At 61.9% G+C, this 13,009-nt stretch carries 8 protein-coding genes; 6 read left to right on the forward strand and 2 right to left on the reverse strand.

All coding sequences use genetic code 11. The features are described from left to right. Positions 1–120 precede the first annotated feature (120 nt). Positions 121–6,531 carry a non-ribosomal peptide synthetase gene (locus tag HU755_RS11875; protein ID WP_186632740.1) on the reverse strand — a complete coding sequence of 2,137 codons (6,411 nt, stop codon included), beginning with the start codon at positions 6,529–6,531 and terminating at the stop codon, positions 121–123. Positions 6,532–7,011: 480 nt separating this feature from the next. On the opposite strand from HU755_RS11875, the gene HU755_RS11880 reads away from it, so the two are divergent. The 6 genes from HU755_RS11880 to HU755_RS11905 all read left to right on the forward strand — a co-directional run bounded on the left by HU755_RS11880 (position 7,012) and on the right by HU755_RS11905 (position 11,744). Beyond that, positions 7,012–7,806 carry a helix-turn-helix transcriptional regulator gene (locus tag HU755_RS11880; RefSeq protein ID WP_186547985.1) on the forward strand — a complete coding sequence of 265 codons (795 nt, stop codon included), beginning with the start codon at positions 7,012–7,014 and terminating at the stop codon, positions 7,804–7,806. A 74-nt stretch (positions 7,807–7,880) separates the two neighbouring features. Continuing rightward, positions 7,881–9,233 carry an efflux transporter outer membrane subunit gene (locus HU755_RS11885; protein ID WP_238349988.1) on the forward strand — a complete coding sequence of 451 codons (1,353 nt, stop codon included), beginning with the start codon at positions 7,881–7,883 and terminating at the stop codon, positions 9,231–9,233. A 156-nt stretch (positions 9,234–9,389) separates the two neighbouring features. After that, positions 9,390–9,995 (forward strand): SCO family protein, encoded by a 606-nt coding sequence (locus tag HU755_RS11890; RefSeq protein ID WP_186547990.1) that lies wholly within the window; start codon positions 9,390–9,392, stop codon positions 9,993–9,995. Next, entirely contained in the window at positions 9,995–10,474 is a 480-nt protein-coding gene (locus HU755_RS11895) for a copper chaperone PCu(A)C (RefSeq protein WP_186632746.1), read from the forward strand. Before HU755_RS11890 ends, HU755_RS11895 begins: the two co-directional genes overlap by 1 nt. 208 nt (positions 10,475–10,682) lie before the next feature. Continuing rightward, on the forward strand, positions 10,683–11,114 hold the full coding sequence (locus tag HU755_RS11900) for an Ohr family peroxiredoxin (RefSeq protein WP_186632749.1): 432 nt from the start codon (positions 10,683–10,685) through the stop codon (positions 11,112–11,114). A 174-nt stretch (positions 11,115–11,288) separates the two neighbouring features. Beyond that, positions 11,289–11,744, forward strand: a complete 456-nt coding sequence (locus tag HU755_RS11905; protein ID WP_186632752.1) for a MarR family winged helix-turn-helix transcriptional regulator — start codon at positions 11,289–11,291, stop codon at positions 11,742–11,744. A 221-nt stretch (positions 11,745–11,965) separates the two neighbouring features. Here the strand turns inward: HU755_RS11905 and HU755_RS11910 are convergent, their stop codons facing one another. Then, positions 11,966–12,982 (reverse strand): ABC transporter substrate-binding protein, encoded by a 1,017-nt coding sequence (locus HU755_RS11910; protein ID WP_186621446.1) that lies wholly within the window; start codon positions 12,980–12,982, stop codon positions 11,966–11,968. Positions 12,983–13,009 lie beyond the last annotated feature (27 nt).

Genomic DNA, 13,009 nt, shown 5'->3' on the forward strand with positions numbered 1-13,009 from the left:
AAAAGCTAAAACATCGGCGCGGTGCTGGCTGACATGGGAAGCCGGGACAAGCCCTGCTCTGGACAGCAGCGCAGACGCTTCTGCGGGCGCGCACCGGCCCCCGCAGATGCGTTTGGAGGGTCAGAGCCGACGCTTGCGGTTGAGCTGCGGAATCGTGGTCGGCGCGATGTCGACCGTGTGCGTTTGCCGCGAGGTCTGCGCCGCCAGTGCCGCCAGCGTCGGCTGACTGAACAGCGTGCGCGCATCGACATGCAGGCCGGCCTGACGCATGCGCGCCACCAGACTCACGGCGAGCAACGAATGCCCGCCCAACTCGAAGAAGTTGTCGTTGCGCCCGACCTGATCAATGCCCAGCGTCTCGGCCCAGACCCGCGCCACAGCCTGTTCGATGTCGCCCTCGGGCGGCACGTAAGCGCGGCTGAGCAAGTGCTCGGCGCCGGGCGCCGGCAACGCCTTGCGGTCGATCTTGTCGTTGGGCGTCAGTGGCATCGCTGAAAGCCGCACGAATGCGGCCGGGACCATGTACTCCGGCAATTGCTGCAAGACCTGCTCACGCAGGTCTTCGATGCGCGGCGCAGCGTGACCGTCGCGCACGGTGAAGTACGCCACCAGGCGCTCGTCGCGCACCAGCACCAGCGCTTCGCGCACGGCGCCATGTTCAATCAGCCGGGCTTCGATTTCCCCCGGTTCCAGGCGCAGGCCGCGCAGCTTCAACTGGAAATCGCTGCGACCGAGAAATTCGAGATTGCCGTCCGCCTGGTAGCGCACCCGATCACCGCTGCGATACAAGCGATCACCGGCAACGAACGGGCTGTCAATGAAGCGTTCAGCCTGTATCTGCGGCAATCGGTGATAGCCACGCGCGACGCCTGCGCCGCCGATGTGCAGCTCGCCGCTGACCCCCAACGGCACTGGCTGATCGTTGCCGTCAAGGATATACAGCCGCGTATTGCCCAGTGCCTTGCCGATCGGTACGACGCGTTCGGGCACCGGCTCATGAGGCTCCAACGTCCAGGCACTGCTGTCGACCGTGGTTTCGGTCGGGCCGTAAACGTTGTGCAGGCGCACCCACGGTAAGCGTTCGCGCACGGCACGGGCCAACGCGACGGTCAGGTCGCCACCACCACAGAACACGTCGGTGAGGCTGGTGCAGGCACTGACATCGTCCTGCTCGAGGAATTGCTGCAACAACGCCGGAACGAACTTGACGACGCTGATGCGCTGTTCGCGGATCACTTGCGTGACGTAAGCCGAATCGCGGTTGCCATCAGGACGCGCCAGCACCAGCCGCAGGCCAGCGCTCAACGGCCAGAAAATCTCCCACACCGAGCTGTCGAAGCTGAACGGCGCCTTTTGCAACAGCGCGCCGTCTGCGGTCGGGGGCCGAATCTGCGAGCCCCAGTGCATGAGGTTGCAAACGCTGCGGTGTTCAATCATCACGCCCTTGGGCGTCCCCGTGGAGCCTGACGTGTAGATCATGTAAGCCAGGTTCGACGCATTCAGGCCCGGCACTTGCAGGTTGCCGCTCGGCGCGTCGTCCCAGGTGCTGCGGTTGAAGTCGACCACGGTAGCATCCGTGTCACCTAGCAAATTGCGAGTCGCCGCGTGCAGCAGCACCGCCACCGGAGCGCTGTCGCGCAACATGAATTGCAGACGCGCCAGCGGATAGTCCGGGTCCAGCGGCACATAGGCGCCACCGGCCTTGAGAATCGCCAGCAAGCCGATTACCAGCTCAAGACTGCGCTCGACACAGATCGCCACCCGGTCATCCGGCTGCACGCCTTGTTCGCGCAGGTGATGGGCCAGACGGTTCGCCTGTTCATTGAGTTGTCGCCAGGTCAGTTGCGCGTCGCCGGCGTGCAACGCAATCGCATCCGGCTGACGTTGCACCTGCCGTTCGAACAACACGTGGAGCGGCTGCTCGAGCGGACATTCGACTTCGGTTGCGTTGAAGTGGGTCAGCAACTGCTCTCGTTCTGTCGGCGACAGAATCGGTAGTCGGTTCACCGGCAGATCCGAGTCCTGTTCCAGGGCGTCAACCAGCCCGCTCACGGCCATCTGCATGTACCCGCCAATCCGTTGCGCGCCGATGTGGGTCAGCGCCCTGGCAGTCAGTTGCAAGCCATCACCGAAATCGTCGACGCTCAAGGTCAGCGGGTAATTGGTGCGTTCTTCGTTGGCCAGGGTTTCGATGCCTTGCCAGTCCGGCCCTTCGGCATTACCGTTTTGACGGTCGCTGTGTCGATAGTTGAGCAGCGCGCTGAACAGCGGAGTCGGCGCCGCCACGCCACTACAGCGCTGGGCCAACGCCAGCGAAGCGTGTTCGTGCCCGAGCAATCCGGTCAGGCGCTGGTGGGTGGCCTGCACGGCGATTAGCGCAGTCGCAGCGACATCGACCCGCAAGGGCAAGGAGTTGATGAACACGCCCAGTGCGCGGTCGGCGCCCTCGCCGCCCTGCATGCGCCCCATTAACACCGTGCCAAACACCACCCGCTCACGCCCCGACGTGGCCGCCAGCACCCGCGCCCAGGCCAGGTGAATCAGGCTCGCCACGCTGACGCCGAGCCGACGCGCCTGCTGGCGCAGACGTCCGTCCAGTTCGGCAGCCAGTGGTTGCTGCGACTCCTCGATACCGCGGCCATCGCCTTGTACATCGTGCAGACCGAACGGCAGCGTCGGCTCATCGATATCGCCGAGCATCTCGCGAAAAAAGCCTTCATGCTCCGTCTCGCTGACGCCAAGCCGAGCTTGCGCCACATAGTTGCGGTACGGCACCGCTGGCGGCAACGGCTCGCACTGCCCGGCAAGGCTGGCGGACAGTTCGGCGCGCAGTACTTCAAGCGCAATGTGATCCATCGCCAAGTGATGGAACAGCAACACACCGACCATCCGCCCCTTGCCCGGATCGCGGGCAAACAGCAAGCGCAGCAGCGGTGCCTGGCTGACGTCGAGGCGATAGCGGCGCGCGTCAAACCGTCGATGCAATTGATTGAGAACGTCACCCTGGGCTGGGTCAATCCTGACCTCCTGTACCGGCAGTTCGACTTGGCGCAGAACCACCTGCACCGGCGTGACCAGCCCCTCCCAGACCACGGCAGTGCGCAGGATATCGTGTCGGGCCATGGCCTGACGCAATGCATCGGCAAAGGCTTCGACACGCTCCAGACTGTCGAAGGCGAGGTGCGATTGCAGCAAGTACGGATCGCCCTGCGTGGCGGTGATGTGGTGGTACAGAATGCCGTCCTGCAACGGTGCCAGCGGATAGATCTCCTGCACGTTGGCGGCACCACCGGGCACGCTGGCAACCACGCGGGCGAGGGTGGCCTGATCCAGCTCGACCAGCGACAGCATGTCGGGGCTGATCGCGGTGCAACCGGCCGGAATGCGATTGGCCGGCACGTCGACTTCACGCCCGCTGCCAACGGCCGCCGCCAGTGCGGCCAGGGTCGGCTGGCCGAACAACACCCGCACGTCACAACTCATGCCGAGCTGGCGCATACGCTCGATCAAATTGACCGCCAGCAGCGAGTGCCCGCCGAGTTCAAAGAAATGGTCGTGGCGGCCGATCCGCGTTACCTGCAACACCTCGGCCCATATCTGTGCCAACGCCGTTTCGACGTCTCCCTGCGGCGGCGCATAGTCACGGCGAATCAAGGCGTCCGGGCCCGGCGCGGGCAAGGCCTTGCGGTCGAGTTTGCCGTTGGCAGTCAGCGGCAGCGTCGTCAACCGCACGTAGGCCTGCGGCAACATGGCACTGGCCAGGCGTGCTTGCAGATAAGCATGCAACTCGACGATGTCCACGGGCCGGCGTTCGCTGAACCACGCCAACAACTGCCCATCGCGCGCCAGCACCACCGCCTCCCGGACGGCGTCGTGGCTGCTCAGTACCGCCTCGACTTCGCCCGGCTCGACACGCACGCCACGGATTTTTACTTGATCATCACTGCGCCCCAGATATTCCAGCGTGCCGTCGTGCTGCCAGCGTACCCGATCACCAGTGCGATACAGACGCGCCTCGGGCACCTCGCTGAACGGGTCGCGCAGGAAGCGTTCGGCGCTGAGGTCTGCGCGGTTCAGGTAACCGCGGGCGATACCGGCGCCGCCGATGTACAGCTCACCGGCGATACCGATTGGCAGCGGTCGCTGCTGTTCGTCGAGGACATACACCGTTGCGTTGTTCACCGGTCTGCCGATATGCAGCGTACGGCCGGCCTCTAATTTGCCGGAGGTCGCGACCACGCTGGCCTCGGTTGGACCGTAGTTGTTGATCACCTCGAACGATTGCGCGCGGCTGAACTGGCGCAGGCGATCGCCGCCGATCAACAGCGTGCGCAGGGTCGGATGGTCGAGCTGGCGGCTGAACGCATATTCGGCGATGGGTGTCGGCAGAAAACTCACGTCCAGCGGTTGCGCCCGCCACCACGCCAGCAGTGCGTCGATGTCTTCGCCGCCGTCCTGGGCCGGGGCCAGGTGCAGGGTCGCGCCTGCGCACAGGGCCGGCCAGACCTCCCAGGCCATCGCGTCAAAGCCGAATCCGGCCAGGCTTGAGGTGTGCTGGCCTGGGCCGACGCTGAAGGCCTGACAATGCCAGTCGAGCAGATTACCCAACGCGCGGTGTTCGACCATCACGCCTTTGGGCACGCCCGTGGAACCGGACGTGTAAATCACATAGGCGAGGTTCGCCACGGTCAACCCCGCCACCACAGGATCGGCGTCGGTGTCGGTCGGCCAGTCGCGACGATCCAGCTCAATCACCGGTACTTGCAGCAACGGCAAGCGGGCGCGCAAATCGCTTTGCGTCAGCACAGCCAGCGGTGCGCAGTCTGTGAGGAGATAGCTCAAGCGCTCGCTCGGGTGAGCCGGGTCGACCGGCACATAAGCCGCGCCAGCCTTGAGTACCGCGAGCAGTCCGGTCAGGGTATCGAGGCCACGCCGGGCGACGACGGCAACGCGATCATCGGGCTGCACTCCGAGCGCAATCAGATGCCGGGCGAGAAAATTGGCTTGGCTGTTGAGTTGGCCATAGGTCAGTTGCTGCCCTTGATAAAGGGCAGCAATGGCGTCGGGCCGCTGCGCTGCTTGCGCGGTAAAGCGCTGGGCAATCGTCTGGTCTTGCGGGAAGTCCGCCTGCGTGGCGTTCCACTGCTGTAACTGACTCGATTCATCCGCGGTGCTCAGGCAGAACTCCGCCATCGTCAGCGCGGGCTGCTCCAGCCCCTGCTCGAGAATCAGCAGCAAGCGGGCACCCAGCGCTTCGACTTCGGCGGCGTCAAAATAAGCTTGATCGTAAACAAGATGCAGCCAGGCCTGATCGTTGAAGCGATTGCTGCGAAGGTGAACCGCCAGCGGTGTCGCTTCATGACCATTGGAGACTTTGACGGTGTGTGCCGAGGCCGCGCCATAGCGGTAATCGTGGTCGTCCTGCTCGTAGGACACCGAGATTTCGAACAGTTGGGCGCGATCCTCGCGCAGCAGACCCAGCGCACGATTCATCTCACTCAGGGAAAAGCGCTGATGGCGCAGATCCTGTTTCAGCTCAGCCGCGATAGACCGCACAAGGTCTGCAAACGGCAACTCGCGAGCAAAGCACAAGCGCACGGCGCTGACTTGAGCGAACAAGCCGAGGGTGGTTTTAAAGCGCGCACCCGAGCGATTGAGCAGCGGCAAGCCCACCACCCATTCGTCACGCTGCGCGGTGCGGCTGAAATACACATGCAACGCCGCCAGCAACACGTGGAACGCCGAAGCGCCAAACTGTCGCGCCGACTGCTGCATGCGCTGGTGCAGCAATGCAGGCAACGCTTGCACATAAGCCTGTGACGGTCGCGCCCCTTGACTGGAACGCTCACGATGACGCGGTAACAACAGCGGCTCCGGCTGCGAACGGTACTTGTCGAGCCAGTAGGCGCGATCACGGGCGTATCGCTCCGAGGCCTGATAACGCGCATCGTCGTGAATGAATTCGACATAGGATGGCGGCGAAATCAGCGGTGATTGCCCCTGACTCAGCGCGCTGTAGATGTCGCCTAGGGACTTGAGCATTTGCCCGAAACCCCAGCCGTCCAGAATCAAATGATGGGCCTGAGTCGCCAGCCAATGGCGGTGGCTGTCCAGACGAATCAGACAGAAGCGGAACAGCGGCTGGCCTTCCAGCGGATAAGTCTGCGCCATCTGCTGTTGCACCAGCGCTTGCGCGGCTGTTCGCGCATCGGCCTGCACGGAAAAATCAAACAGCGGCATCGCCACCGGCATTGTCGGGGCGAATCGCTGGCGGGGCATGCCTTGCGTATCAGCCCCTGGCAGCAGCACGGTGCGTAACGCGTCGTGGTTGGCAACCAGGCACTCGAGCGCCGCGTGCATCACGGTCTTGTCCAGCGGGCCGCACAGTTCGACATAACCGCCAATGTTGTACAGCGGCGCGTCGCCACGGCTCAACTGGTCCAGCCAGATGTCCCGTTGGGCGGCGGTCAGCGGAAAAGTTTCGCAAGGCACGGACAGATCGTCCGCCGCGTAAGCAGAAGTTGACTGCATAAGATCCATCTCATGTGATTTGCCGCGTATTCAAGCATCGGCCCTGATGAGCGCATGACACCTGAAACCCGGACAAGCGCAACCGACCCCGCATGGCTCTGGACAGCCCCTCCACAGCCAGCGGCCTGGCGTTTTCTGGCGGAGCATTGCTGAAAAAGCTGTAGGAAAAACACCATGCGCCGATGCTGCTTTTCGCCCAGCCCCGGCCGCTGGAGCATCCTCTCGGACCGATCTACCGGGCGCCCGCCGTGACCGGACAGTCACGGAAGCCGTTGGAGCGCCAGTGAGAACCGTCAGGATCCCAGCGCCAACATTCCAAAATAGTGGCACTTTGTGTCCCTGTTTTCCCCTACAGACGCAGGACAAATGCATAGGCTTAAATCCGCTCCAGATCAGTTCAAGGAGAAGTGATCACGCGGTGGCTTTTGGCAGAAACGGCAGACGAAGCGGTAATGGCTCTGAACCAGGGATGAGAAGGATATGAATCTGACCGGCAGTATTCGCAACATGGAAAACCCGCATTTTTATTGGCAACTTGGAGAGCTGATAGCCAGCACCGGCGACGATCACTTCGCCAGCAACATGTTCCAGTTGGTCGACACTTTGGTGCCGGTCAACCGCCTCGATCTCAGCGAGTGGACGCTGGATGAGCGCCAGGCGAGCGTAGTGGAGATCAAGCCGCTGGGCAGCGCAGGCCTGCCGCAGGCCGGCGCCAGCCATGCCACGCTGGAGCGGCCCGACGATCATCCGCTGTTGCAGAAGATGATCGAGATGAACGATTCATTGCTGATCCAATTGAAAGCTTCACTGTTGCCACGTCATCCGCAGCACTGCGTGCATCAATGCAATCTGGTGTCGCGCACCTCCAATCGCCGCTGCGTCATCTCGGTTTATCGCCCGCATACGCAGCGGGTGTTCTCCCTGCCGGAGCTGGCGTTTCTGAAAAGCTTGTCCGACACCCTGCTGCCGCTGATCGAGCGCCATGCGCAGATGACCCGGCAAAACCTCGCCCGCCAGCCACGCCCGCCGCTGGCCGAGCGGGATCAGGCACCGCTGGCGCAAGTCTTCGATGAACGCCTGGCATTGAGTAACATCGTCCTCTCGGCCCGCGAGAAGGAAGTCTGCCTGGGCCTGCTGACCGGCGGCACCGTGCCGCAGATGGCGGAAAAGCTGCGGGTCAAGAACAGCTCCATCGAAACCTATCTCAAGCGTGCCGCCGCCAAGCTGGGCGTCAGTGGGCGGCATGGCTTGGCGAAATGGATGGCCGGGGCTTGAACTCATCCCACTCTTTCCAGCGTCTGAGGCGCAAACGCGCCTTACGGCTTTCCCTGTTCTGCACGACCCTGCTGATGACGGGCTGCTCGTTGATTCCGGACTACCAGCGACCGCCATCGCCCAGTGCCGCGCAGTACCCCATGGCAACGCGGCCGGCTACAACCGGCAAAGACTGGCGAACCTTGTTCAACGATCCGGCACTCAAGCAACTGATCGAAAGCGCTTTGGTCAACAACCGCGACCTGCGCGTGGCTGCGCTGAATGTTCAGGCGTTCCAGGCGCAATACCGCATTCAACGCGCTGACCTGCTGCCGGCGGTCTCGGCCAATGCCAACGAACTGCGCCAGCGCCTGCCATCCAGCGTCACCGGTGGCCAGGCGCAGATCACCTCGGCCTATGCGGTCAATCTGGGTATCAGCGCCTATGAACTGGATTTCTTCGGTCGGGTGCGCAGCCTCAGCGAGCAAGCCCTGCAGACATGGCTCGCCACCGAGCAGGCCCGGCGCAGTGCCGAACTGAGCCTGGTAAGCAATGTTGCCAATGCCTACCTGACCTGGCGCGCCGATCAGCAACTGCTCGAACTCAGCCGTGACACCCTCGCCGCCGATGAGCAGAGCCTGCACCTGACCACACGCAACCGCGAAGCCGGCAAATCTTCGGCGCTGGAACAGGCACAGGCGCGGACCAGCGTCGACAGCTCGCGGGTCAATCTGGCGCGCTATCAGCGTCTGGTCGCGCAGGACCTCAACAGCCTGACGCTGCTGGTGGGTGCGCCGGTGCCGGCGCAACTGCCGGCGTTGCCATTGGCTGGCGAGCTGGTTTCGCCGCTGCCGGCCGGGCTGCCGTCGGACCTGCTGCGACGGCGTCCGGATATTCTCCAGGCCGAATACCGGCTTAAAGCCGCCAACGCCAATATCGGCGCGGCACGTGCAGCCTTTTTCCCCAGCGTGAGCCTGACTGCCAATGGCGGCACGGCCAGCCGTGATCTCTCCGGTTTGTTCAGCGCAGGCTCCGGCGCGTGGACTTTCCAGCCGCAAATCAGCCTGCCGCTTTTCAACGCCGGTAGCCTGCGCGCCAGTCTGGATTACGCCAGGCTGCAAAAAGACGTGGCCGTCGCCGAATACGAAAAATCGATTCAGACGGCGTTTCAGGAAGTCGCCGACGGACTGGCGGCGCGCAGCACCTACGGGCAGCAATTGCAGGCCCAGCGCGATTTGGTACAGGCCACCCAGGATTACTACAACCTGGCGCAGCACCGCTATCGCAACGGAGTCGACAGCAGCCTGACGTTTCTAGACGCGCAGCGCTCGCTGTTTGCGTCGCAACAAGGGTTGATCACCGACCGCCTGGCGCAGCTGGTTGCCGAGGTCAATCTATACGCCGCGCTGGGAGGTGGCTGGCCGACTGATGAACGCCTCGCGCGGTAAACGCCGGTCATTTCTTCTTACACCTTTTGTCGCCCGATCCTGTGCGGACCGGCGATCCGCGGCCGGCGGTCGCGCTCAGTTTGCTATCATGCGCCGCTTTTACGGTTAACCCCCCGCCAGTCCTGTCGACTGACGGGCTGCAAAAGGCGGTATCAAATGACGGCTTTGTTGACTCGCCGCAAGGTGCTTGCGGGAATGGGCGTACTCGGGCTTGGCCTGCTCGCCGGCTGCGACACCCGTGGCCAACTGTCGTACAAGTACGGCAAGGATCTGAGCGACAAGATCCTCGGACGCACCTTCAAGCTGAAGAACACCGAGGGCGAAACCATGTCGCTGTCGAGCTTTCGCGGAATGATGCCGATGATTTTCTTCGGCTTCACCCAATGCCCGGCAGTCTGCCCTACCACCCTCGCCCGCGCGGCGAAGATCAAGAAACTGATGGGCCGCGATGGCGATCGCCTGCAGGTGATCTTCATCACCCTGGACCCGGAGCGCGACACGCCGCAAATCCTCGACGCCTACGTCAAAGCCTTTGATCCCAGCTTCGTCGCGCTGTACGGCACGGTTGAGGAAACCAAGGCCACGGCCAAGGAATTCGACGTGTTCTACGAGAAAGTCCCGGCTGGCGACACTTACACCATCTCCCACACGGCCACCAGCTACGTCTACGACTCGCGTGGCGAATTGCGCCTGGGTCTGTCTACATCGCTTTCGGCAGAAGAATGCACGGAAGATTTGCTCACTGTTATGGAGGTCTGCTGATGCGTCCTGTTCTGAATCATCTCAAACGCACCGTGTGTGCACTGTCCCTGCTCGGCCTGGCATTCCAGGTGTCGGCGCAGACCCGGGTCGACGACGCCTGGGTACGGGCCACCGTGCCGACGCAGTCTGCCAGTGGTGCGTTCATGACCCTCACCGCCGACAGCGACAGCAAGTTGCTCAGCGTCGCCTCGCCAGCGGCCAAAGACGTGCAGATCCACGAAATGAGCATGAAAAACGACGTCATGAGCATGGGCCCGGTGAAGTCGGTTGACCTGCCTGCCGGCAAAGCCGTGAGCTTCGACCCGAACGGCTACCACGTCATGCTGATGGGCCTGACCGGCCAGTTGAAAGAAGGCGACAGCGTGCCGCTGACCCTGACCGTGGAAAACGCCAAGGGCGAGAAAGAAACCATCGAAGTGAAAGCACCGGTTCGTGCGCTGACCAACATGGGCGGCCACGATCACAGCAAAATGCATTGATCGCTGACTGAAGCGCTTTTCGCTCAATAAAACGGGGCGGCCTGATCGGGCCGCCCCGTTTTTTTTGGGTGAAGGAAACTGACCGCTGGTCGGAACGCGCGGCAACGCGGGCTTGACAAAAAGTCGCACTGGGAACAATCTATTTCCATCGCATGCGATTTAACCGCATACGACCATTAATCCAGTGTCGCCCTTATGAGGATTCACCATGAGCAAAATCGAAAAAGTCCTGGCCACCGGCAAAACCCACACCATCGCCCATGGCCAAAAAGGCAACCTCGACATTCAACTGTCATCACCTGGCAGCGCGAAACCGGCCCATGTGTTTGCCAACGCCCTGCCCCATCCGACCGCCGAGCAACTGTTCGCCGGCGCATGGTCCGCGTGCTACACCGCTGCGGTCGGTCTGGTCGCCAATGATCTCAACGTGGTATTGCCTGCGGACATGTCCGTGGACATCGAAGTCGATCTCGGTCAGACCGGCCCGGCCTACTACCTTCAGGCACGCTTGACCTTGCGGGTGCCCGGTATCGCTCCAGACATCGCGAAAACCCTCGCGCACACCGCCGACCAGATCTGTCCCTACTCCAAAGCGACGCGTGGGAACATCGATGTGGCGTTGAGCGTGATCACTGAATAATCTATTTGGTAAATACATCGCATGCGATGTTAGCGTATAAGTTACAAGCGCCGACCGGTTGGCTTTTTCAGGCATACCGGCCGGCCTCATCTTTCGAAGCTCTCCCGATCAAATCGCATCCGACGTATAGTTCGCCCATACGGTTCAACGGTTTCCCGACCGAAGAGGATGACTATGAAAAAGCCCGAAGCGCCCAGCGACCTGAAACTCAGCGATTTCCTGTGTTTCGCCATCTATTCAACCAACCTCGCGTTCGGCAAGGCTTACAAACCGATTCTCGAACAGCTCGGCCTGACCTACACGCAATACATCACCGCCGTCGCGCTCTGGGAACAGGATGACCAGACGGTAGGCAGCCTCGGCGAGAAGCTGTTTCTGGAATCCAACACCCTCACCCCGATCCTGAAAAAACTCGAAGCCATGGGTTATCTGCAGCGTCAGCGTGACCCGGCGGACGAACGCCAGGTGCGGATCAGTCTCACCCAAAGCGGCCGCGACCTGCGCAAAGTGTCGTCGGGCACCAGCCTGTTTGAGGCCACAGGCCTGACGCAGGATGAGTTCACGCAGATGCAGCAGTCGATCGTCAAATTGCGTAATAACCTGATCAGGTCGGTGAATGGCGAGGATTGACCTGGCGTACAACAGCGCTCCCACAGTGGCTCTGAATGATGCTCCATTTCGCGCTTGCCACAGATTCCTTGTAGGAGTGAGCCTGCTCGCGATGACGGTGTGTCAGTCGCCAAAGTGCTGAATGATCTGACGCTATCGCGAGCAGGCTCGCTCCTACAGTAAGTTCGGGGTGACGCGGTTTTCCGGGTTCGGCACAAAACCTGTGGGAGCTGACGGAACCCTCAACTCCCCTCACCACCATGCGCCTCTTCAAAAAAGTAATCCTTCCAGCTCGCCGCCTTGTTTTTCAGCACACCCAATTCCTGCAATTTCTGCGCATAGATAAAGGTGCGCTGCGGCACCACGGTGAAGTCGATCTCCGGGTCCTGGACGATTTGTTCGACCAGGGTCAGCGGCAACTTCGATTGCTCTACGCGAATGTACGCCTGCGCGGCGGCGGGTTTGTCAGCCTTGATGATTTTCTCGGCCTCGGCGAGCGCGTCGTAGAAGGCCTTGTAGGTTTTCGGGTTTTCGTCGTGGAATTTTTCCGTCGTGTACAACACATTGAATGTCCCCGGACCGCCAAGAACGTCGTAGGAACTCAGCACTTTGTGCACGTTGGGATTTTGCAGGGCCTGGTACTGGAACGGCGGACTGGAAAAGTGCGAATTGATTTCCGAGCCGCCGGCAATCAGCGCGGCGGTCGCGTCCGGGTGCGGCAGGCTGACCGAGATATTGTCGAATTTCTTGAACTGGTCATCACCAAACTGTTTGGCGGTTTCGATCTGCAAGGTGCGCGACTGAAAACCTACGCCGGCAGCCGGCACGGCGATGCGGTCCTTGTCACTGAAGTCTTTGAGGGTCTTGATGTTCGGGTTGTTGGTCAGCAGGTAGTTGGGCATCGAGCCCAACGCGGCGATGGCCTTGACGTTCTGCTTGCCTCGGGTGCGATCCCAGACGGTGAGCATTGGCGGTACGCCGGCAGACACCACGTCCAGAGCGCCGGTCAGCAGTGCTTCGTTCATCGCCGTCGCACCGGAAATGCTGTTCCAGTCGACCTTTATATCCAGGCCCTGCGCCTTGCCGTGTTTCTCGATCAGTTGCTGATCGCGTACCACGTCAAGCATCAGGTAGCCGATGCCGAACTGCTGGGCAATGCTGATTTTGCCTTCAGCCTGAGCCGCACTGCTGAACAGCGCGCCCGCCGTCAGGGTCGCGGCCAATAGAGCCAGCGCGGAACGTTTGAACGATGGGGCCATGACAACCTCGCAGCTAAGGGAGTGAGC

Source organism: Pseudomonas sp. SWRI111 (assembly GCF_014268555.1).
GTDB classification, from domain to species: Bacteria; Pseudomonadota; Gammaproteobacteria; order Pseudomonadales; family Pseudomonadaceae; genus Aquipseudomonas; species Aquipseudomonas hamedanensis.

Coding starts and splice junctions, on each gene's coding strand:
- HU755_RS11875 (WP_186632740.1), bottom strand. CDS start 6,531: ATGCAGTCAACTTCTGCTTACGCGGCGGACGATCTGTCCGTGCCTTGC.
- HU755_RS11880 (WP_186547985.1), top strand. CDS start 7,012: ATGAATCTGACCGGCAGTATTCGCAACATGGAAAACCCGCATTTTTAT.
- HU755_RS11885 (WP_238349988.1), top strand. CDS start 7,881: ATGACGGGCTGCTCGTTGATTCCGGACTACCAGCGACCGCCATCGCCC.
- HU755_RS11890 (WP_186547990.1), top strand. CDS start 9,390: ATGACGGCTTTGTTGACTCGCCGCAAGGTGCTTGCGGGAATGGGCGTA.
- HU755_RS11895 (WP_186632746.1), top strand. CDS start 9,995: ATGCGTCCTGTTCTGAATCATCTCAAACGCACCGTGTGTGCACTGTCC.
- HU755_RS11900 (WP_186632749.1), top strand. CDS start 10,683: ATGAGCAAAATCGAAAAAGTCCTGGCCACCGGCAAAACCCACACCATC.
- HU755_RS11905 (WP_186632752.1), top strand. CDS start 11,289: ATGAAAAAGCCCGAAGCGCCCAGCGACCTGAAACTCAGCGATTTCCTG.
- HU755_RS11910 (WP_186621446.1), bottom strand. CDS start 12,982: ATGGCCCCATCGTTCAAACGTTCCGCGCTGGCTCTATTGGCCGCGACC.